Origin of the sequence: Aeromonas bivalvium (genome assembly GCF_046078285.1) — a bacterium.
GTDB classification, from domain to species: domain Bacteria; phylum Pseudomonadota; class Gammaproteobacteria; order Enterobacterales; family Aeromonadaceae; genus Aeromonas; species Aeromonas bivalvium.
The window spans coordinates 1,492,683-1,513,228 of the sequence record NZ_JBGXBV010000001.1; the positions used below are offsets into that span (position 1 = coordinate 1,492,683).

At 66.1% G+C, this 20,546-nt stretch carries 17 protein-coding genes; 3 read left to right on the forward strand and 14 right to left on the reverse strand.

Features of this window, described 5'->3' with window-relative positions:
* Positions 1-75: 75 nt before the first annotated feature.
* The 8 genes from nirD to ACEUCR_RS06850 all read right to left on the reverse strand — a co-directional run bounded on the left by nirD (position 76) and on the right by ACEUCR_RS06850 (position 10,857).
* Positions 76-408: a nitrite reductase small subunit NirD gene (gene nirD / locus ACEUCR_RS06815; RefSeq protein WP_041999606.1), complete on the reverse strand. Its 333-nt coding sequence runs from the start codon at positions 406-408 to the stop codon at positions 76-78.
* The gene (gene nirB, locus ACEUCR_RS06820) at positions 405-2,996 is read right to left on the reverse strand and encodes a nitrite reductase large subunit NirB (protein WP_408789084.1); all 2,592 of its coding nucleotides are present in this window, start codon (positions 2,994-2,996) and stop codon (positions 405-407) included. Before nirB ends, nirD begins: the two co-directional genes overlap by 4 nt.
* 66 nt (positions 2,997-3,062) lie before the next feature.
* Complete coding sequence (locus ACEUCR_RS06825; protein ID WP_408788944.1) at positions 3,063-3,884, reverse strand: ABC transporter ATP-binding protein; 822 nt, start codon at positions 3,882-3,884, stop codon at positions 3,063-3,065.
* A gap of 25 nt (positions 3,885-3,909) precedes the next feature.
* On the reverse strand, positions 3,910-4,842 hold the full coding sequence (locus ACEUCR_RS06830) for an ABC transporter permease (RefSeq protein ID WP_111873448.1): 933 nt from the start codon (positions 4,840-4,842) through the stop codon (positions 3,910-3,912).
* Between the two features lie 20 nt (positions 4,843-4,862).
* Positions 4,863-6,242, reverse strand: coding sequence for a CmpA/NrtA family ABC transporter substrate-binding protein (locus ACEUCR_RS06835; RefSeq protein ID WP_408788946.1), 1,380 nt, complete (start codon positions 6,240-6,242; stop codon positions 4,863-4,865).
* Between the two features lie 331 nt (positions 6,243-6,573).
* Positions 6,574-7,155 (reverse strand): ANTAR domain-containing response regulator, encoded by a 582-nt coding sequence (locus ACEUCR_RS06840; RefSeq protein ID WP_041999488.1) that lies wholly within the window; start codon positions 7,153-7,155, stop codon positions 6,574-6,576.
* 208 nt (positions 7,156-7,363) lie between these two features.
* Positions 7,364-8,239: a uroporphyrinogen-III C-methyltransferase gene (cobA, locus tag ACEUCR_RS06845; protein WP_408788949.1), complete on the reverse strand. Its 876-nt coding sequence runs from the start codon at positions 8,237-8,239 to the stop codon at positions 7,364-7,366.
* On the reverse strand, positions 8,236-10,857 hold the full coding sequence (locus ACEUCR_RS06850; RefSeq protein WP_408788951.1) for a nitrate reductase: 2,622 nt from the start codon (positions 10,855-10,857) through the stop codon (positions 8,236-8,238). The genes cobA and ACEUCR_RS06850 overlap by 4 nt, the downstream gene beginning before the upstream one ends.
* Positions 10,858-11,155: 298 nt before the next feature.
* On the opposite strand from ACEUCR_RS06850, the gene ACEUCR_RS06855 reads away from it, so the two are divergent.
* Complete coding sequence (locus ACEUCR_RS06855) at positions 11,156-11,662, forward strand: RNA methyltransferase (RefSeq protein ID WP_408788953.1); 507 nt, start codon at positions 11,156-11,158, stop codon at positions 11,660-11,662.
* 95 nt (positions 11,663-11,757) lie between these two features.
* On the opposite strand, the gene ACEUCR_RS06860 is transcribed toward ACEUCR_RS06855, so the two are convergent.
* The gene (locus ACEUCR_RS06860; RefSeq protein WP_408788956.1) at positions 11,758-12,513 is read right to left on the reverse strand and encodes a substrate-binding periplasmic protein; all 756 of its coding nucleotides are present in this window, start codon (positions 12,511-12,513) and stop codon (positions 11,758-11,760) included.
* 202 nt (positions 12,514-12,715) lie between these two features.
* Here ACEUCR_RS06860 and ACEUCR_RS06865 point away from each other — a divergent pair, with 202 nt between their 5' ends.
* Positions 12,716-13,141, forward strand: a complete 426-nt coding sequence (locus ACEUCR_RS06865) for a universal stress protein (protein WP_041998471.1) — start codon at positions 12,716-12,718, stop codon at positions 13,139-13,141.
* A gap of 76 nt (positions 13,142-13,217) precedes the next feature.
* On the opposite strand, the gene ACEUCR_RS06870 is transcribed toward ACEUCR_RS06865, so the two are convergent.
* The 5 genes from ACEUCR_RS06870 to gpt all read right to left on the reverse strand — a co-directional run bounded on the left by ACEUCR_RS06870 (position 13,218) and on the right by gpt (position 18,051).
* Complete coding sequence (locus tag ACEUCR_RS06870; RefSeq protein ID WP_041998468.1) at positions 13,218-14,471, reverse strand: glutamate-5-semialdehyde dehydrogenase; 1,254 nt, start codon at positions 14,469-14,471, stop codon at positions 13,218-13,220.
* A 41-nt stretch (positions 14,472-14,512) separates the two neighbouring features.
* Complete coding sequence (proB, locus tag ACEUCR_RS06875; protein ID WP_041998465.1) at positions 14,513-15,616, reverse strand: glutamate 5-kinase; 1,104 nt, start codon at positions 15,614-15,616, stop codon at positions 14,513-14,515.
* A gap of 89 nt (positions 15,617-15,705) precedes the next feature.
* Positions 15,706-16,098 (reverse strand): sigma factor-binding protein Crl, encoded by a 393-nt coding sequence (gene crl / locus ACEUCR_RS06880; RefSeq protein WP_041998462.1) that lies wholly within the window; start codon positions 16,096-16,098, stop codon positions 15,706-15,708.
* A gap of 69 nt (positions 16,099-16,167) precedes the next feature.
* Positions 16,168-17,430, reverse strand: a complete 1,263-nt coding sequence (gene frsA / locus ACEUCR_RS06885) for an esterase FrsA (RefSeq protein WP_041998460.1) — start codon at positions 17,428-17,430, stop codon at positions 16,168-16,170.
* A gap of 153 nt (positions 17,431-17,583) precedes the next feature.
* On the reverse strand, positions 17,584-18,051 hold the full coding sequence (gpt, locus tag ACEUCR_RS06890) for a xanthine phosphoribosyltransferase (RefSeq protein ID WP_041998458.1): 468 nt from the start codon (positions 18,049-18,051) through the stop codon (positions 17,584-17,586).
* Positions 18,052-18,978: 927 nt separating this feature from the next.
* Here gpt and ACEUCR_RS06895 point away from each other — a divergent pair.
* The gene (locus tag ACEUCR_RS06895; RefSeq protein ID WP_408772605.1) at positions 18,979-20,430 is read left to right on the forward strand and encodes an aminoacyl-histidine dipeptidase; all 1,452 of its coding nucleotides are present in this window, start codon (positions 18,979-18,981) and stop codon (positions 20,428-20,430) included.
* Positions 20,431-20,546: the final 116 nt, after the last annotated feature.

Sequence of the window (20,546 nt, forward strand, 5' to 3'; positions counted from 1 at the left end):
AAGAAATGTCGACTCAGCCACAAAAAAATCACCGGGCAAGCCCGGTGATCCCTGATGGCAATGTGCACAGTCCCCTCAGCTCAGTTGCACCCAGACCGCGCCACCCTCCAGCCGCACCGGCCAGCAGGTAACCCGCAGCGCAGGATCGTCCAGGCAGCGGCCATCCATCAGGGCGTAGCGCTGCTTGTAGAGGGGGGAGGCGACCACGGGCTCGCCGCCTATGTCCCCGAGGATGCCCCGGGAGAGCAGGGTCACACCGGAGGCGGGATCCCTGTCGTCGAGCACATAGACCCTCTCCCCAAGCAGGAAGACGGCAAGCTGGCGCTCCCCTATCCGGGCGCTGCGGCCCTGGCCGGGCAGCAGGCTGGTCAGGGGGCAGAGGGCTAACCAGGTGGCTTGTTGTGTCATATCAACTCCTTGATGGCGATCTCCGGGGTGAAGGGGACGGGGGCCTCCTCGCGGGGCGCCATGGCAGGCACCCACTGGCCGCGCTCCTCCCGTCTGGGCGGGGTGGTGGCGGGTTCTTCATCCAGGAAGGCCTTGAACAGCGCCACCTTGTCCGGGTCGGCCAATGTGCTCTTCCACTCGCACTGCCAGGTGCCGACGATGGCCGCCATCCGGGCTTCCAGCTCGGCCCCCAGTCCCAGGCTGTCCTCGATGATCACCGCCTTGAGGTAGTCGAGCCCCCCTTCCATGTTCTCCATCCAGACCGAGGTGCGCTGCAGCCTGTCCCCGGTGCGCACATAGAACATCAGCAGCCGGTCTATGTAGCGGATCAGGGTCGCCTCGTCGAGGTCGCTGGCGAACAGGTCGGCGTGACGGGGCCGCATGCCGCCGTTGCCGCACACATAGAGGTTCCAGCCCCGCTCGGTGGCGATGACCCCTATGTCCTTGCTCTGGGCCTCGGCGCACTCCCGGGTGCAGCCGGAGACAGCAAATTTCAGCTTGTGGGGGGCCCGCAGCCCCTTGTAGCGGTGCTCCAGGGTCTGGGTCAGGGCCATGGAGTCCTGCACCCCGTAGCGGCACCAGGTGGAGCCGACACAGGATTTCACGGTGCGCACCGACTTGCCATAGGCCTGGCCGGTCTCGAACCCCGCCGCGATGAGCTCGCCCCAGATATCCGGCAGCTGATCGACCCGGGCGCCGAACAAGTCGATGCGCTGGCCGCCGGTGATCTTGGTGTAGAGCCCGTATTTGCGCGCCACCTCCCCTATGGTGATGAGGCCGTCCGGGGTGATCTCCCCTCCCGGGATGCGCGGCACCACGGAATAGGTGCCGTCCTTTTGCAGGTTGGCGAGGAAGGCGTCGTTGGTGTCCTGCAAGGCCCGGTGGGGCTTCTCCAGCACGTGCTCGTTCCACAGCGACGCCAGGATGGAGGCCACCGTCGGCTTGCAGATGTCGCACCCCAGCCCCTGGCCATGCCTGTCCCTGAGCTCGTCGAAGGTGCGGATCTCCTCGACCCTGGCCAGGTGATAGAGCTGCTGGCGGTTGTAGGCGAAGTGCTCGCACAGGCTGTGATCCGCCTCTACCCCCATCTCGGCCAGGGCCTGGTCCACCACCTGCTTGAGCAGGTTGCCGCAGCCGCCGCAGCCGGTGCCCGCCTTGGTACAGGACTTGATAGCGGCCACATCCTGGTTGCCGGCCCGCACCGCCGCCACCACGGCCCCCTTGCTGACGTTGTGACAGGAACAGATGAGGGCGCTGTCCGGCAGCGCCATGGGGGCCGCGCTCTGGGCCCCCTCGGCCACCAGCAGCGAGAGGGCGGGCTCGGGCAGGGGCAGGGCGTTCTGGTAGTACTGGAGCAGGCGATCATAATCGGTGCCATCCCCCACCAGGATGGCGCCGAGCAGCCGCTTGCCCTCGCCATCGGTCACCAGCTTCTTGTAGATGCCGTTGACCCTGTCCAGCAGCAGCAGCTCCTGGGCCCCCTCGGTGCTGCCATGGCCATCGCCGATGGCCCCCACGTCCACCCCCATCAGCTTGAGCTTGGTGGACATGTCGGCCCCGGCGAAACGGGTCTCGCCGCCGCACAGGGTCGCCACCGCGGCCCGGGCCATCTGGTAGCCGGGGGCCACCAGGCCGAAGATGCGCCCCTGCCAGAGGGCGCACTCGCCGATGGCCAGGATGGCGGGATCCGAGCTGTGGCAGCCGTCGTCGATGCAGATGCCGCCGCGCTCGCCGACGGCCAGGCCGGATTGGCGGGCCAGGGCGTCGGCGGGGCGGATCCCCGCCGAGAAGAGGATCACGTCCGTCTCCAGGTGGCTGCCATCCTTGAAGCACAGGCGGTGGCGGGCCTGCTCGCCATCCTCGATGCACTCGGTGGCCTTCTCCACCAGCGCCTCGACGCCGAGGGCGCCAATCTTCTCCCGCAGCAGGGCGCCGCCGCTCTCGTCGAGCTGCACCGGCATCAGGCGCGGGGCGAACTCCACCACCCGGGTCTCGAGACCGAGCAGGCGCAGGGCGTTGGCCGCCTCAAGCCCCAGCAGGCCGCCCCCTATCACCACGCCGCTGCGGGCCTGGGCGCAGGCGTCGCGGATGGCATCCAGATCCCCCAGGGTGCGGTAGACGTAGCAGCCCGCCCGCTCGTTGCCCGGGATGGGGGGCACGAAGGGCACGGATCCCGTGGCCAGCACCAGACGGTCGTAACCGAGACGCTCGCCACTGGCCAGGGTCAGGGTGCGGCTCTCTCTGTCGATCGCCTCCACCTCGGCCCCCAGTCGCAGCGTCATGCCCTGCTCTTCATACCAGGCAGGATCCGCCAGGCGCAGGGCCTGGGGCGCCTTGCCACCAAACACCTCGGACAGATGGACCCTGTCGTAGGCCGGATCGGGCTCTGCCCCCAGCACTGTCACCTCGAAGCGTGCCAGGCCGCCGGCCGCCACCAGCTGCTCCACGAAGTGGTGGCCCACCATGCCGTTGCCCACCACCAGCAATTGCTGCTTTGCTGCCATGTTGATGGTTTGGTCGCTGACCTGATCGCCCGTCTCACCATCCATCCCCTTGCCCACCACCAGTAATGTCTCTTTGTTAGCCATATCTCTCTTCCTTGAATGCCGTGGGGCTCAGGCGCGCAGCTTGCTGCGCACCTGCCCGCTTGCCTTGAGGGGGGTCACCTTGCGCTGCTTCTCGTAAAGGAAATGCAGCACCTGCTGGCGCAGCCTGTGGTAGGCAGGGTCGTCCGCCAGGGCCACCCTGTCCCTGGGCCTGGCCAGGCGGACATCGAGGATCTCCCCTATGGTGGCCGCCGGGCCATTGGTCATCATGACGATGCGATCGGAGAGCAGCACCGCCTCGTCCACGTCGTGGGTGATCATGATGACGGTGTTGCCAAGCTCCGCCTGGATCGTCATCAGGGCATCCTGCAGATGGGCCCGGGTCAGGGCATCCAGGGCGCCGAACGGCTCGTCCATCAGCAGCACCTTGGGAGAAAGGGACAGGGCCCTCGCTATGCCGACCCGCTGCTTCATGCCCCCCGACAGCTCGTGGGGCAGCTTGTGGCTGGCGTGATCCATCTGCACCAGGGAGAGGAAGTAGTCCACCTGCTCGGCCACCTCTTCGCGCCCCGTCACCCGGCGCTTGACCGCCAGCTCGACGTTCTGGCGAACGCTGAGCCAGGGCAGCAGGGCATGGTTCTGGAACACCATGGCCCGCTCCGGGCCCGGGCCGTCCACCTCGCGGCCATCGAGGATGATGCCCCCCTGGCTCGGCTCCAGCAGGCCGGCCACCAGGTTGAGTACCGTGCTCTTGCCACAGCCGGAGTGGCCGATGAGGGAGACGAACTCCCCCTTGTCTATCTTCAGGTTTACCCCCACCAGCGCCTCGAAGCGCCCCTGTTCCGTGTCGAACGCCATGCCGACGTCACTCAAATCCAGATAGGTTTTCATCACGACTCCTTGCCCATCCGGGCGATTAACGCAGCTGCTGGCGCTTGTCCCAGGACAGCCACTGTTGCAGTGCCAGCATGAGGCGATCCAGGGCAAAACCGATGAGGCCTATGGTCACCACGGCCACCATGATCCGGGCCAGGGAGGCGGAGCTGCCGCTCTGGAACTCGTCCCAGACGAACTTGCCGAGCCCGGGGTTCTGGGCCAGCATCTCGGCGGCGATCAGCACCATCCAGGCCACCCCCAGGGATAGGCGCATGCCGGTGAAGATCATGGGCAGGGCGCTCGGCAGCACGATGCGCCCTATGTGGGTCAGGAAGGGCAGCCGCAGCACCCGGCTCACGTTGCGCAAGTCAGGGTCCACCGAGCTCACCCCGACCGCCGTGTTGAGCAGGGTCGGCCAGAGGGAGCAGAGGGTCACGGTCAGGGCCGAGTTGACGAAGGATTTCGCCAGCCAGGGATCCGGGCTCACGTAGACGGCGCTCACCACCATGGTGATCAGGGGCAGCCAGGCCAGGGGAGAGACCGGCTTGAGCAGCTGGATCACCGGGTTGGCGAGGCGATAGAGGGCCTGATTCATGCCGAGCAGCACCCCGATCGGGATGGCCAGCAGGGTCGCCAGGCCAAAACCGGCGGCCACTGTCAGCAAACTGGTGCCTATCTGATCGAAGAAGGTGGCGCGCCCCGGATAGGCCCGTACCTTGACGCTGGCCGCCGGGTCTGCGGCGAGGCGCTCGGCGTTGCGCGCCGCCTGGCGCGCCAGGAAGGCGGCTTCGCGCTCCCGCTCGGCCAGATGCTCCTCGGTCAGCTGCCACAGCTGGCTGGCGGTGGCCCCCGGCCCCGGCAGGGTGCCCAGGCTGGTATTGACCTGGCTCGCCCCCAACTGCCAGAAGAGCAGGAACAGCAGTATCCCCATGCAGGGCGCCAGCAGGCGCCCACTCGCGGTCGTTTTCATCATTGCCTCTCCCTATCCCGGGTTCATTGCACCTGCTCATCGCCCTTGAGGCCGATGGCAAGACGATTCAGATAGTCGTTGGGGTGGCGACCGTCATAGGCGACGCCATCGATAAAGCCCTGCTGGGGGCCGCGAAAGCCGCTCTCGTTGGCAAAATCGGGAAAATCCCCTGCCTTGAGCCTGCCCTCCTCGATGAGGGCCTGGGCCGCCTGGCGATAGACACCCGGCTGATAGACCGCCTTGGCCACCTGCTCGAACCAGGCGTCCGGCTTGGCCTCGGGGATCTGGCCCCAGCGCCGCATCTGGGTCAGGAACCAGATGGCGTCCGAGTAGTAGGGGTAGGTGGCGTGATGGCGGAAGAAGACGTTGAAGTCGGGCACCCTGCGCACATCCCCCTTGTTGTACTCGAAGGTGCCCGTCATGGAGGCGGCGATCACCTGCTCGTCGGCCCCCACATAGTCGGGACGGGCCAGCAGCCTGGCGGCCGCCAGCCGGTTGCCATTGTCGTTGGCGTCGAGCCAGTGGGCGGCGCGGATCAGGGCCTTGACCAGGCGGGCATGGGTGTTGGGATGGCGCTCGGCCCACCCTCTGCTGACCCCGAACACCTTCTCCGGGTTGTTGCGCCAGATCTCGTAGTCCGTGATGACGGGCACCCCTATCCCCTTGGCGATCGCCTGCTGGTTCCAGGGCTCCCCCACGCTGTAGCCCATGATGGTGCCCGCCTCCAGGGTGGCGGGCATCTGGGGTGGCGGCGTGACCGACAGCATCACCTCCCCCTCGCGCTGACCCGAGTCATCCCCCTTGAGGGGGGCATAGTAGCCAGGGTGTATGCCACCGGCGGCCAGCCAGTAGCGCAGCTCGTAGTTGTGGGTCGAGACGGGAAAGACCATGGCGAAGTTGAAGGGCTTGCCCCCCTGGCGATACTGAGCCAGCACCGGCTTGAGGCTGCTGGCGGAGACGGGACGCGCCACCTGGCCGTCGGCCTGTTTCGGCAGGTGCGGCAGCATGGCCTGCCACACAGCGTTGGCGACCGTGATGCCGTTGCCATTGAGATCCATGGAAAAAGCGGTCACCAGCTCGGCCCGGGTGCCGATGCCGACATGGGCCCCCAGGGGCTGGCCCGCCAGCATCTGGGCGCCGTCCAGCTCGCCGTCGATCACCCTGTCCAGCAGCACCTTCCAGTTGGCCTGGGCCTCCAGGGTGACGTAGAGCCCCTCATCCTCGAAATAGCCCTGCTCATAGGCCACCGCTAGGGGAGCCATGTCGGTCAGCTTGATGAAGCCGAGCCTGAGCTCTTCTTTCTCCGGCGCCCCTATGGGGCCAGCGCCCAGCTCCGTGGCCGCCAGGGCCGGCATGGCCAGCATGGCCAGCAGCGCCCCTTTCCATATCATCTTCGGCGTCATGTTCACCTCGTTACATCCTTGTCCGGATCGGGAGGAAGCGCGCCGTTGCGCCCCGCCTTCGCCGTGTAGCCAAAAAAAAAAGCCCCATCGACCGTCTGGTCGATGGGGCCACATTGCCCAATGTTGATGGTGGTCGGCCCCTGGGGGCCCGGCGGCTTGCCGCGGTGGCGGCGCCTGCCTGTTATTGCTCTTCTCTGTACGTTATTCAGGATGCGTGCCAGGTTGGCAAATCCCCTGGCAACGCCTATGCCCTCGCCCATCTCCCCCACCGGCTGCGCCAGCGCGGCGCAACTGCACCAAAATGGCCACCCAACACCTGATGATCCGGCCCCTAGCCGGGCAGGGCCTGCAACAGACGGCGGGCCAGCTCGGCCAGACTGTGATTCTGGGCCATGGCCGCGCTGCGCATCGCCTGGTAGGCGGCCTCCTCATCCAGCCCCTGGTGGCGCATCAGACGCCCCTTGGCCTGCTCTATCAGGCGCCGCTCCTCCAGCTTGAGTCGCAGGGCATCCTGGGCCTGCTGTTGCTGCTGCACCATGGCCAGCTGGGCCCGGGCCAGTCGCAACCACTGCTCGACCGGTTCCCGCTCGCCGCAGCCGTGGGGCACCATGAGGGCGCCCTGGGTCAGCAGATCCGCCTGCTGCTGCACCGTCAGCCGATCGCAGAACAGCACCCGCGGCAGATGCAACCCCTGGGCCATGGCCAGCCGGATCTCGGCGCTGAAGCGGCGGCAGCTGATCAGAAGCCCCTCCCCCTGCAGCCTGCCCGCCAGCAGACCGGCCTCGTCCAGGATGCGGGGGCTGTGGCCATAATGGCTGACCAGGGCCCCCAGCCGGTTGGCCTGCACCCTGTCATCGGCATGGATCAGCAAGATGGAGTGGCGGCCTTCCTGGCCACCGACTGGATGTGACATGCCCTTTCCTCTCATCAGTTCATTCCGTCGAACAGGATGGAACCGACGCAACTTGGAGGCCAAGTGTTTGAATCTACCCCCTATTTATCCATCTCTAGGTAGAAGGGGTAGACCCGGACTCCCTCTCCGTCTCCAGGCCCTGGCTCAACGCAAGAGGGGGCAGCCCAGGCTGCCCCCTCTCCCTGCCATCGTCGAGCCCGGGCAGCCATCAGGCGACCCGGCTCGCCAGGGCGCCGAGCAGACCCTTGAGCTCATCGCGCAGCGCCACCACCTGACCCAGGATGATCAGCACCGGGGTCTCCCCCTCCAGGGCCAGCGCCGCCCGGCTCAGGCCGTCGAGCTGGCAGCGCACCACCCGCTCCCGCTCGCTGCACCCCGCCACTATCAGGGCCACGGGCAGGGCAGCGTCGGCCCCCGCTCCCCGCAAGCCGGCCTCTATCCTGGCCGCCTGCTCCAGCCCCATGTAGCAGACCAGGGTGTGGCCGGCCGCCACCAGGGCGCCCCAGCCCCCGAACTGCTCTCCCCCCTGCAGGTGGCCGGTCAGCAGGGTCACGGAGCGGGCCAGCCCGCGCTGGGTCAGGGGAATGGCGCTGCTGGCGGCGCAGCCCAGGGCCGCCGTGATGCCGGGCACCAGCTCCGCCTCGAAGCCATGACGGGCCAGGTGCAGGGCCTCCTCGCCCCCCCGGCCGAAGATGAGGGGATCTCCCCCCTTGAGCCGCACCACCCGCTTGCCGGTACGGGCCAGGGCCAGCAACAGGGCGTTGATCTCCTGCTGACTCGGGCTGGGCTCGCCGCAGCGCTTGCCGACGTCGAACCGGGCAGCCCCGACCGGGATGCGGGCGAGGATCTCGGCCCCCACCAGGCGATCGTACACCACGGCCTCGGCCGCCTCGATGCGGCGCAGCGCCCGCAGGGTGAGCAGCTCGAGAGGGCCCGGGCCCGCCCCCACCAGGCTGATATGGCACTGCGCCATGGCGCTTCCCTCCCGCCTGGCTGCACCGAACAACGCGCTGCCCTGATCCCCTTGTCCCTTCCCCTCCGGGCGCCAGGGAGCGCCCTGGCTGCTGTGTTCATGTTTCATCATGCGGACTCCAGAAAGCGATGCTGTATCAATAATTTGTCTATCTCTGGCAGGCAGGTGCCGCAGTTGCTGCCGCACTTGAGCAGCCCCTGCAGCCCGGCCAGCTCGTTCACCCCCTGCTCGCGGATGGCGCTGACGATGCGCGCCTCCGTCACCCGAAAACAGGAGCAGACGAGGCGGGAATCCCCTGCGAAGGCGTCGCTCAGGGTCTGGCTGAGCCCACCCGCCTGCAGGGGCAGACTGAGCAGGCTCGCCAGCAGCTCCACCCTCAGGGCCGGCCAGCGCTCGGCCACCAGCAGCAGGCTCTGGATCCGGCCCTGGGCCAGGGAGATGGCGAGCCAGCCCCCCTTGAGGGGCAGGCGCAGCCAGTGACCCGAGCGGGCCAGCCGCTGCCAGCAGGCGCTCATCTCTTCCGACCAGGAGGCCAGCAGCCAGCACTCCCCCTCGGCCAGGGGGCGACGCGCCCACCAGTCTCCCCGCAAGGCCGGTGCCCCCTCCCCGAGCCAGATCCCCTGCCAGCGGGTCGGCTGGGCGGCCATCTGCACCCTGGCCTGCTTGAACATGGGCTGGCCCGAGAGGGGATCCGTGACCGGCGCCAGCAGGCGGTTGACCGCCCCCTGGCTGCACTGGCTGTCTGTCCAGTGCATGGGCAGGAAGGCCTCCCCCTCCCGCAGCCCCTCGTCCAGCCCCACCAGGGCCCGCACCTGGCCGCGATCGTTCTCCAGGCGGACCAGATCCCCCACCGCCAGTCCCTGGCTCAGCAGGCTGGCCGGGCCCACCAGCACCCTGGGCCAGGGTTCGGCCTCCAGCAGGCGGGGCACATGGCCGCTGCGGGTCATGGTGTGCCACTGATCCCGCAGCCGCCCCGAATTGAGCAGCAGGGGCGTCCCCTCCCCGCTCGCCATGGGGGCCAGCTCGGGGTCCCGCTGGCGCAGGGGCAGCAGGCGGGCCCTGCCGTCAGCCGTGGCGAAGCGGCCATCGCCGAACAGGCGATCGCAACCATGGGGGTGCGCCTCGTTGACCGGCCAGCGGATGGGGGCCAGATCCTCGAACTCGGCGGGGGTCAGCCGGGCCAGCCCCGAGATGTCAAACCGGCGCGATCCCCGGTTCTCGAAACCGGAGAGGGCGGCGTGCTCGCTGAAGATGGCGTGTTCGTCCGAAAAGGCGAACGCCTCCTCGAAGCCGAGCCGCCGCCCCAGGCTGGCCAGGGCCCACCAGTCGGGGCGCGCCTCGCCGGGGGGCGCCAGGAAGGCGCGCTGACGGCTGATGCAGCGCTCCGAATTGGTGACGGTGCCGCTCTTCTCGCCCCAGCCGAGGGCGGGCAGCAGCAGGCTGGCATGGCGGGCCGTGTCGGTCAGGGCGGTCAGATCCGAGACCACCAGGAACTCGCAGCGCGCCAGGGCTTCGCGCACCCTGTCTCCGTCGGGCAGGGAAGCGGCCGGGTTGCTCCCCAGCACCCAGAGGGCGCGGATCTGCCCGCTATGCACCGCCTCGAACAGGTCGACCGCCTTCAGGCCCGGGCCCGTCACCATGTGCGGGCTGCCCCAGAAACGCTGCAGGCGATCGCACTCGGCCTCGCCAAAGCCCATGTGGGCGGCCAGCTGGGTCGCCAGCCCCCCCACCTCGCGCCCGCCCATGGCATTGGGCTGCCCGGTGAGGGAGAAGGGGGAGGCCCCGGGCTTGCCGATCCGTCCGGTCAGCAGGTGGGCATTGATGATGGCATTGGCCTTGTCGCTCCCCTGGTTGGACTGGTTGATGCCCTGGCAGTAGAGACTGAGGGTGCGGGGATGGCGGGCAAACAGCCGGTAGAAGCCGAGCAGATCGGTCAGGGGCAGATCGCAGCACAGGGCCACCGCCTCCGGCGTCCAGGCGGGATCGGCCAGGGTCTCGGTCAGCTGCGCCATGCCGCTGACGTGGGCCGCCACATACTCCTTGTCCCAGAGCCCCTGATCGACCAGGTAGCGGCACAGGCCGTTCCACAGCGCCACGTCGCTGCCCGGACGCAGGGGCAGGTGCAGGTCGGCCTGTTCCGCCGTCATGGTGCGGCGGGGATCCATCACCACCAGCTTGAGTTCGGGGCGGCGACTGCGGGCCTGCTGGATGCGGCGAAACAGCACGGGGTGGGTCCAGGCCGTGTTGGCCCCCGTGATGACGATGAGATCCGCCAGCCCCAGATCCTCATAGCAGGCCGGCACCAGGTCCTCGCCGAAGGCGCGCTGCTGGGCCACCACGGCCGACGACATGCAGAGCCGGGAGTTGGTATCCACGTTGGCGCTGCCCAGATACCCCTTCATCAGCTTGTTGGCGACGTAATAGTCCTCCGTGGTGAGCTGACCCGAGAGGTAGATGCCGATGGCGTGCGGCCCGGACTCTGCCAACACCTTGCCAAACCGCTCCGCCATCAGATCGAGGGCCTGATCCCAGCCGATGCGCCGCCCCTGATGGCGGGGATAGAGCAGGCGCTCGGGAAAGGCCAGGCTCTCCAGCAGGCTAGCCCCCTTGACGCAGAGTGCGCCGCCATTGGCGGGATGGCTGTCGTCCCCGGCGAGCTGCCACTCCCCCGCCTGGTGCCTGATGCTGATGCCACAGCCGACGCCGCAGTATGCACATGTGGTCTTCATCCTTCCTCCTGCCTGCCGGCAATGAAAAAGGCGTCCGCCCCGGCAAAGGGGACGGACGCCTGTGTCCTGTCATCGATAAGAGTGATCTGCCCAAGGGCGATGCAAGTATCTTGCCAGCGCACCAAGGGCAGCGGAGCGAGGTCCGGGCCGCGCCAGAGGGGCCCGGGCGCCTCCCCCGCTCACCAATTCGGTGCAGCTGCCCCCAGCCGGGGCAAGGGAGGCGAGCACTCTCGCGAACACTAGGGCGAGCACTAGGGGGCCGACCCCCTTATAATGGCGCCCCAACCAGGAGAGCGAGATGAACGAAGAGATCAGCAAGCGCAGGGCCCCGTCGGCCGATGAACCCCAGGGCAACTATGTCGGCATCGGCCTGGTCAATCCCAAGTCACCGACCAATGTGGGGGCCGTGCTGAGGGCGGCGGGCTGCTATGGCGCCGACGAGGTGTGCTACACCGGCAGCCGCTTCGAGCTGGCGCGCCGCTTTGCCACCGACACCAAGCAGATGGCGGAGAAGATCCCCCTGCTCGGGGTGGACGATCTGCTCGCCCTGGTGCCACAGGGGGGAGAACCCGTGCTGGTGGACCTCATCCCGGGGGCGACCCCGCTCCCTGACTTCGTCCACCCGGCCCGGGCCTTTTACATCTTCGGTCCCGAGGATGGCACCCTGGATCCGGCGCTGTTCGCCGGGGTCAAGCGGGTGGTCTATGTGCCGACAACGGGTTGCATGAATCTCGCCGCCAGCGTCAACGTCATCCTCTATGATCGCCTCGCCAAGGCCCATAGAGCAGGAGCCGCAGCGTCATGATCCGCAGGTGAAAGCAGAGCCGAACAGGCGCCGCCAGCGTCAATCTCATTCCTCAACAGGATGATCGGCTCGCCAAGGCCCATCGAGCCGGGGGCCTAGCGGGCCGACTGCCCCTCCCCCTTGTGCCTGAGGCCGCGCAGAAAATCCCGGTAGTAGTCGAGCAGGCCATTCTCCCGGTAGAGGCGGGTCAGCTCGCCGCTGTGGATGAGGCGAGCCATGCCCTGATCCCACTGCTGCTGCAATTTGAGCCCGGCGGCGTCGCTGGCGAAGATGGGGTAGGTCGGCAGCCAGCGCAGAAAGACCCGGTTCAGCCCGGGCGGCAGCCGCTCATCGGTGTGGAGCACACCGGCGCTCAGATAGTAACGGTAACGCTCCTTTTGCAGCAGGCTCATGGCATCCTGATGGCTGTTGACCTCATACCAGCGCATGGGCACCCCGATATATTTGTCGAAGGCCCAGCCCCGCTGCCAGAGCACCCGCTGCTGGGCCAGACTCTGCTCCCCCTGCCAGCCCGCCCGCCACTTGTCGAGCATGAAGACGGTCACATCATCGGCGCCATCCGGGTAGTGGGGCCAGCGCACCCCCTCCACCTCATGGAGATAGACCCCCATGGTCATCCCCTGCCCCCCCTTGGTCACCATGGCCAGCGCCCGTTTGTAGGGCATGATCTGGGGCCGGATCCGATAGCCGAGGGGCTGGTAGATGTGACGCGCCAGATCCAGATAGAGGCCGCCCCCGTCCTGATGGCAAAAGCCTGGCCAGTCATCGCAATAGACCGGCAGCACCTCCCCCCGCGCCGTCAGGGAAAACAGGCCGCAGCACAGCAGCAGGGTGAATCTCGCTAATTGCATCCCATTACCTCGAATCCCTCTCCATGGCCCTGATTATGCGCCGATTTCCCATACGATCCCCCGCTTCCCGCCCCACCTTTGCCGCCTTTTTGTCAAACCATCGCCCCCATCACACGTTATTGCCCGGCAAGCTGGTATAACGGTAGACAAGATTCATTGGTAACCCATTACCCCAGGTTGCCCCCCGCGAAAGGAGCCTCTTATGTCTATCCGCACCCTGCTCTGCCCCGTCGATTTCTCCCAGATGTCCCAGCCGGTGCTGGACTATGCCGTCTTCATGGCCAAGAGCCACGATGCCAGCCTCAAGCTGGTGCACGTGGTCGACCAGCTGCACGGGTTTGACAGCTACAAGATACTGCACATGACCGCCCTGGAGATCACCCATGAGATGGAGCGCCAGGCCAGGGAGCAGCTGCAACAGCTGATCGACACCCTGCCGATCCCTGCCAGCTTCACGGTGCGCTTCGGCCGCGCCGCCGACGAGATCGTCGCCCAGGCCAAGGAAGACAAGGTGGATCTGGTGGTGATGGGCAGCCATGGCCGCTCCGGCCTCAGCCACCTGCTGGTGGGTAGCGTCGCGGAATCCGTGGTGCGCCACGCCCCCTGCCCCGTGCTGATCGTGCGCTGACGCCCAGACCTGGACACCCAGACCTGACATGAAAAAATGCCGACCCCGGGGTCGGCATTTTGCTGGGGGCAAGGGCTCAGGGACGGGAGAGATAGTCCGCCTGCCCCACCCATTTGTAGCTGGTCAGCTCGGTCAGCCCCATGGGGCCCCTTGCATGGAGCATCTGGGTGGAGACGGCCACCTCGGCCCCCAGGCCAAACTGGCCGCCATCGGTGAAGCGGGTCGAGGCGTTGACATAGACGGCCGCCGAACCTGCGCCGTTGACGAAGCACTCGGCGTTGTAGAGATCATTGGTCAGGATGGCGTCCGAGTGGCTGGCATTGTGCTCGCGCATGTGGGCCAGCGCCTCGTGGACATCTGCCACCAGCTTGACCCCCAATGTCAGACCGAGCCATTCGGTGTCGAAATCCTCGGCCCCGGCCTCACGCACTCCCTTGGCCCCCGTCAGGTGGGCCAGGGCGTTGCCATGGGCCACCAGGGTCACCCCTTGCTCGTTCATGCGCGCGACCAGTTGCGGCAGCAAGTCTGCGGCAATCCCTTCGTGGACCAGCAGGGTATCGAGGGCGTTGCAGGCTGAGGGGCGCTGCACCTTGGCGTTGTCGATGACGGCGAGGGAGCGGGCAAGATCCGCGCTCGCATCCACGAACACATGGCTGATGCCAAAACCGCCGATGATGACAGGGATGGAGCTGTTCTCCTTGCACATCTTGTGCAGCCCGGCGCCGCCACGGGGGATGATCATGTCCACGTAGCGATCGAGACGCAGCAGCTCGCCCACCAGGGCCCGGTCCGGGTTGTCTATGTACTGCACCGCCGCGATGGGCAGACCGGCGCTGGCCAGGGCGGCCTGGATCACCTTGACCAGCTCCAGGTTGGAGTGGAAGGTCTCGCGTCCGCCCCGCAAGATGCTGGCGTTGCCTGTCTTGAGGCAGAGGGTGGCGATGTCGATGGTGACATTGGGGCGCGCCTCATAGATGACCCCTATCACCCCGATGGGAACCCGGCGCCGGGAGAGGCGCAGGCCGTTCTCCAGCACCCGGCTGTCGAGTTCGGCACCGACCGGATCGTCCAGACTGACCACCTTGCGCACGTCCGCCACTATCCCGGCGAGCCGGGCGGGGTTGAGCAGCAGGCGATCCAGCATGGCGTCGGACAGGCCGGCCTCCCGCCCCGCTGCTATGTCCTTGGCGTTGGCAGCCAGGATGGCCCCCTGACGGGCTTCCAGCTCGCTGGCGATGGCCAGCAGCGCCCGATTCTTCTGGGCCGTGTCGATGGCGGCCAGCTGATAGGCAGCCCCGCGGGCCGCTTGTCCCAATGTCTCCAGACTCATTTCTTATCCTTTCATAGGGCGGGCTCGGCCCGCCGACTCGATTACAGCAGCACCATGTCGTCGCGATGGATGGCCACGGCGCCATAGCCGTAGCCCAGCAGTGCCTCGATTTGATCCGAGTGAACTCCGCGCAGGCGCGTCAGCTCATCGTGGTTGTAGCGGCAGATGCCGCGGGCCAGCTCGCTCCCCCTGGGATCCAGGATCCGCACCACGTCGCCCCGCACGAAGATGCCCCTCACCCCTGTGATCCCCTTGGGCAGCAGGCTGGAGCCCTTGTCGCGCATGGCGGCCACGGCCCCCAGGTCGACCTGGACCTCCCCAAGAGGAGGGGGGCCGGCCAGGATCCAGCTCTTGCGTCCCTCCAGGGGCGAGGCCAGGGCCGGGAAACGGGTGCCGATCCGCTCGCCGGCGGCCAGGCGACCCACCACTTCCGGCACCTGGCCGGTGGCGATCACCACCTCGACCCCGGCCCGACGCGCCACATCGGCCGCCTGCAGCTTGGTGGCCATGCCACCTGTGCCCAGGCCGCTGACGCTGCCGCCGGCCAGCTTGCGCAGGGTGTCGTCTATGGTCTGCACCTCCTCGATCAGCTGGGCATCGGGATTGGTGCGCGGATCCGCGGTGAAGAGGCCGGTCTGGTCGGTGAGCAGGATCAGCAGATCCGCATCGGCCAGGATGGCGGCGCGGGCGGAGAGGTTGTCATTGTCCCCCACCTTGATCTCGGCGGTGGCGACGGCGTCATTCTCGTTGATGACGGGGATGATGCGGTGGTCGAGCAGGGTGCGCAGGGTATCGCGGGCATTGAGATAGCGCTCCCTGTCCTCCAGATCGGCCCGGGTCAGCAGCATCTGGCCCACGTGCAGGTCATAGAGGTTGAACAGATCCTGCCAGATGCGGATCAGCTGGGTCTGACCCACGGCCGCCAGCATCTGCTTGTTGGTCAGGGTCGAGGCCAGGGGCGGGTGGCCCAGGTGGGCACGACCGGCGGCGATGGCCCCCGAGCTGACCAGCACCACTCTGTGGCCCTGGCGATGGAGCGCGGCGCACTGGCGAACCAGTTCGACCATGTGGGCACGATTGAGTTGAGACGAGCCCCCGGTGAGAACGCTGGTGCCCAGCTTGACGACGATGGTTTTGTTTTCCATGGAATTGACAAGGCAAAAAGGTAAGGATTCCCTTTATACCCACGGCCCTGCTGCCCTGCAAGGCAATTAACCCCGGCAGGGCAGTCGGGTCAGGCGGCGGTGACCGACAACTCGCAGGTCACCTGCTCGGCGGGGGCGAGCTGGCACTCCAGCTGGGTCAACTTGGCGCTGATCAGGCGGTAGAAGTGTTGCAGGGAACGCTCCACCTCGGCCTGGTGCTTCTTGGGCAGAGGTTTGTCTATCCAGTTGCCTTCGCCGTTGTAGAAGCCGAGCTGATAGTGGTAGCGGAAATGGTGGTCGTCCTGCTCCAGCACCAGCCACCAGCCCCAGAACTCCCGCTTGTCCGGCGCCGCCTTGGCGCTGACGCAAACCGACAGACAATCGAAGTAATAGCGCCCCTCCTCGCACAGATCTTCGCGCAGATAGGGGCCGATGGCGGCAAATTGCCGCAGCAGACGTTTGTAGGTGACTCTTTCTGACATGTTAACCTCCGTGTTGAACAAGCAGTGCCATCCATCAACCGAGATATGAATGGCGTAAAAAGAACGTATTCAAGAACATAGATGTTGCTTTAGCCAGGTTACCGTTTCGTTAAGTGCCTTGTCATATACCTCTCGCAGTGGTTGCTTGTCGAACACCACCGCCTTGCCGTTCCGGCTGGCCGCCGCCAGGGCCCGGATGTCGGACTCGGGGCAGATAAAGTCTCGCTTGTGACCGATGCTGAGGATGGGCACGGAAGTACGCGTGCTCATCAACCCCTGCTTTTTCAGGGAGAAGACCTGGCTCTTGGTGCGGATCAGCTCCCAGTCGGACGCATCTCCCCCCAGTCTGTTCGCCAGACTATCACGCATCATGCGCGGACACTTGGCAAAAAGCGACGGGTCGGTAAAGCACTGATTGACCCCGGCCCCGATACAGACCACGGTGCGCAACTTGAACGGCTCGATAAAGGCGAGGCGGGCCGCCACATTGCCGGCGAGGCGAAAACCCACCATGGCAATGCGCTGGTGATCGACCCAGGCCACGTCGGTCAGATACTGCAACACCGCCTGGTGCAGGCGGCTGGTGTCCTGTACCAGGGGCCAGTGCTCCGCATAGCCGATGCCGGGCATGTCCAGGGAGAGCATGCCGATGCCATTGGGTGCCAGGTGCTTGCGGTAGAAGTTGAGGTAATCGAGCTGGAGGGAGTCGATGCCGCCGCTCACCATCACCAGGGGCACCGGCTTGTCCGTGGTCGGCAGATGCAGATACCCCTGGATGTGCTTGCCGCGAAACGGCACCTGGATCTCCTTGAGCGGCACCTCGAACAGGCGGCCCGCCTCCCGGTAGGCCAGGTTGCCAAGCAGCTGGGCCTGATCCGCCAGCTCGTCGTACTTGAGGTGGGGATAGCTGGCGATGGAGTAATAACGTACCGCCTTGAGCAGGGTCTCGATCGCCTCGGCCTGTCGGCCCGCCTCGGCCAGGGCCCGTCCCTGCTTGAAGTAGCCCCCGGCCTGCTGGCTCCATTCGTAGACCCAATTGCCCGGCACATAGCCCTTGATGGTATCGAGCAGCTCGGGGTGACTGCGCTCCCCCTTGCCCATGGCGATCCGGGCCAGGATCTGTTCCACCTCGACCGGATCCGCCCCCTGCCAGGCCCAGGAGGGGCGACGCAGCAGGCGATACCAGCTGCGCACCGCGGAGCCATCGATGAAGTCCTCGCTCTCGCCCTGGGGATCCACCGGGCTGCTGTTGGAGATCTGCGAGGTTTCCAGCACCTGCTTGACCCGGGTAAACAGCTGCTCGGTCAGGTTAATATCGTCGTTTGGCTTCACCGCATTCTTCTCATGCCGTCCATCAATGGCCCATCTTACCCAGGTTTGGCCATGGCAAACCACCCCGGACTGAGTCCATGGGGAGGCCACAACGAAACGGGGCTCCCGAAGGAGCCCCGTTTTCATCTGGCTGCACCCTGGCAGCCTGGCCGATCACTGCTCTTCGCAGATGGGCGTGGTGAACTCCAGCGCCATGTCCCAGGGCTGTTCTATCCAGGTATCCTGCGGGATGGCGACTTCGAAGTCGTCCACCAGCGGCTCTCCCAGCGGCTTGGCGAAGATGGTGATGAACTTGGCCTTGGGGTAGAGCTCGCGGATGGCCTTGGCGGTACCGCCGGTATCCACCAGATCGTCCACCACCAGCCAGCCCTCGCCATCCCCTGCCGTGGTCGCGCCCTTGACCACCACCAGCTCGCGCTGGCTGTTGTGGTCATAACTGGAAATGCACAGGGTCTCGACGTTGCGAATGCCCAGTTCACGGGCCATCAGGGCTGCCGGTACCAGGCCACCGCGGCTGACGGCGATGATCCCTTTCCATTGGCTGACGGGCAGTTGACGACGAGCCAGACGACGGGCTTCCCGCTGCAGGTTATCCCATGACACGTAGAATTTTTTCGGCATGCTATCGATCTCGACAAGTGATTTTAAAACGGACGAACATATCAAATGCATTGCCTGCCAGGCGCGGCCCCGGCGATGCCCCATCATGCCTCCTGCGCCGAATTTGGCTTGCACGCCGCCCGCTCGGGATGGGGCGACCGGGCCGGAACACAGGCAACAGAGAGAGACGGGAACGGGCTCGCCATGGGGAACCATCGCACGCGATGGGGCATGGGCAGGCTATTGGGCGGCTATGATAGCACCATTTATTCGCGAGGGGATTGGCAAACGTATGCCTTTTTGCCTGCAAGCAGGGAGAAGCCGGCACCGCCATGGCCCCCATGACGTCAGGGCCGACGCCCGCAGCGCAGGCCTTGCCGGGATGGATAAGCAAAAAAAAAAAGCAGGTGGAGGATGACCTCGCGCCTGCTGTTTTCTCTATACCTGGCTCCAGATGAAATCGCCTGGACCCTGTCTTGCCTTAACGGCGAGAGACGAAGGCATTCGGATAGCTGAAGCCCTGGGTGTAGAGGGAGGGGGTAAACCAATAGGTTGCATTACTGCCAGACATATAAACTCCTGATTGCTTAACAAGTTACGTACCTTAATGCGGGCTTGAATCCTTAAGCTGACACTCGGTTCCATGGAGGCGCACTTGCTTTGCTTCGGTTCCCTGGAGGCACTGATCGTCATCCTGACGGTGGTGGATACCACGGCTGGCTAATTTACCAGCCTCGCCGTCTAATTCAAGTTTTTTGTGACTCATGTCACAAAAAATGAATCACTGTTCCCGGCAGGAGAGCCAGTGCAGCCGCCTGGCACAACCGGGCCTGAGCCATGATTTGTGCTGACCGCTCACAGTTTTGTGGAATTGACTGTATTATCTTTATCCTCTTTCCTCAGGCCCTGGTGGGCCCGGTCATTTCCCGTGCTGGTAAGGAGTCTGACGTGGCACAACTGAGTTCTCTATCTCCCAAGCTGATTTGGCACTTCTTCGAACAGATCTGCGCCATCCCCCACCCCTCCAAGCATGAAGCCAGGCTGAGCGCCTGGATCCGTGCATGGGCAGAGGGAGAGGGTCTGGCGGTCAAGCAGGATGCCGTGGGCAACCTCATCATCAAGAAACCGGCCACGCCGGGGATGGAAAATCGCAAGGGCGTGGTGCTTCAGGCCCACATGGACATGGTGCCCCAGGCCAATGCGGACACTCCGCATGATTTTACTACCGATCCCATCGACGCCTATATCGACGGTGACTGGGTGACCGCCCGCGGTACCACCCTCGGCGCCGACAACGGCATGGGCATGGCCGGCTGCCTGGCGGTGCTGGCCGACAAGACCATCAAGCACGGCCCGCTGGAAGTGCTGCTGACCACGGACGAGGAGACCGGCATGACCGGCGCCTTCGGCCTGGAAGCGGGCTGGCTGGAGGGGGAGATCCTGCTCAACACCGACTCAGAGGAGGATGGCGAGGTCTACATGGGCTGCGCCGGTGGCGTGGATGCCAACATCCGCTTCCCCCTGGAGCGGGTAGCCGCAACCGACGGGGTCGGCTTTGAGCTGCAGGTGAAGGGGCTGCGTGGCGGCCACTCCGGGGTGGACATCCACCGCGGCCGCGGCAACGCCAACAAGCTGCTGGTACGCCTGCTCAAGGCCGCCGAGCCCCTGGGCGTGCGCCTTGGCGATCTCAGCGGCGGCACCCTGCGTAACGCCATCCCCCGCGAGGCCCGCGCCAGCCTGCTGGTGCCCACCGCCAGCGTGAACGAGTTCAAGGCGCTGGTCGACCGTTATGCCGGCATCTATCAGAGCGAGCTGGCCGCCGTCGAGGCGAACCTGACCCTGTTGCTGCAGGAGCAGGATGCACCGACCCAGCTGATGAGCGACGATCTGCAGCGCCGCCTGCTCGACGCCCTGATGGCCTGCCCGAACGGGGTGATGCGCATGAGCGACGCAATCCCGGGCGTGACCGAGACCTCCACCAACCTCGGCGTCATCAAGACACTCGAGCACGAGGTCTATGTCCAGTGCCTGATCCGCTCCTTGCAGGATTCCGGCCGCGAGAGCGTGGAGCAGATGACCCGCTCCCTGTTCAGCCTGGCCGGCGCCAGCTGCGAATTCACCGGCGCCTATCCGGGCTGGGCACCGAACGTGGATTCCCCCGTGATGGCTCTGGTACGCAACAGCTACCAGACCCTGTTTGGCGAGATGCCCAATGTCATGGTGATCCACGCCGGCCTCGAGTGCGGTCTGTTCAAGAGCGCCTACCCCGAGTGGGACATGGTCTCCTTCGGTCCCACCATTCGCGGCGCCCACGCGCCGGGCGAGAAGGTACATATCCCGGCGGTCGAGCGTTTCTGGCAACTGCTGGTTCATGTGCTCGAGCAGATCCCGGCCAAATAAGGCGCCGATCGTCCCCTGCTCCCTGCCCCGCCCAGTGCGGGGCATCTTTTGTCTCCCCATCCCCCTTTACCCTGCCGGTACCGGCCATGCCGACTTCCCACCTTATCCCCCATGCC

Coding starts and splice junctions, on each gene's coding strand:
- crl (WP_041998462.1), bottom strand. CDS start 16,098: ATGTCAGAAAGAGTCACCTACAAACGTCTGCTGCGGCAATTTGCCGCC.
- ACEUCR_RS06860 (WP_408788956.1), bottom strand. CDS start 12,513: ATGCAATTAGCGAGATTCACCCTGCTGCTGTGCTGCGGCCTGTTTTCC.
- ACEUCR_RS06840 (WP_041999488.1), bottom strand. CDS start 7,155: ATGTCACATCCAGTCGGTGGCCAGGAAGGCCGCCACTCCATCTTGCTG.
- gpt (WP_041998458.1), bottom strand. CDS start 18,051: ATGCCGAAAAAATTCTACGTGTCATGGGATAACCTGCAGCGGGAAGCC.
- ACEUCR_RS06850 (WP_408788951.1), bottom strand. CDS start 10,857: ATGAAGACCACATGTGCATACTGCGGCGTCGGCTGTGGCATCAGCATC.
- ACEUCR_RS06825 (WP_408788944.1), bottom strand. CDS start 3,884: ATGAAAACCTATCTGGATTTGAGTGACGTCGGCATGGCGTTCGACACG.
- ACEUCR_RS06830 (WP_111873448.1), bottom strand. CDS start 4,842: ATGATGAAAACGACCGCGAGTGGGCGCCTGCTGGCGCCCTGCATGGGG.
- ACEUCR_RS06835 (WP_408788946.1), bottom strand. CDS start 6,242: ATGACGCCGAAGATGATATGGAAAGGGGCGCTGCTGGCCATGCTGGCC.
- nirD (WP_041999606.1), bottom strand. CDS start 408: ATGACACAACAAGCCACCTGGTTAGCCCTCTGCCCCCTGACCAGCCTG.
- ACEUCR_RS06865 (WP_041998471.1), top strand. CDS start 12,716: ATGTCTATCCGCACCCTGCTCTGCCCCGTCGATTTCTCCCAGATGTCC.
- ACEUCR_RS06870 (WP_041998468.1), bottom strand. CDS start 14,471: ATGAGTCTGGAGACATTGGGACAAGCGGCCCGCGGGGCTGCCTATCAG.
- proB (WP_041998465.1), bottom strand. CDS start 15,616: ATGGAAAACAAAACCATCGTCGTCAAGCTGGGCACCAGCGTTCTCACC.
- cobA (WP_408788949.1), bottom strand. CDS start 8,239: ATGATGAAACATGAACACAGCAGCCAGGGCGCTCCCTGGCGCCCGGAG.
- nirB (WP_408789084.1), bottom strand. CDS start 2,996: ATGGATGGTGAGACGGGCGATCAGGTCAGCGACCAAACCATCAACATG.
- ACEUCR_RS06855 (WP_408788953.1), top strand. CDS start 11,156: ATGAACGAAGAGATCAGCAAGCGCAGGGCCCCGTCGGCCGATGAACCC.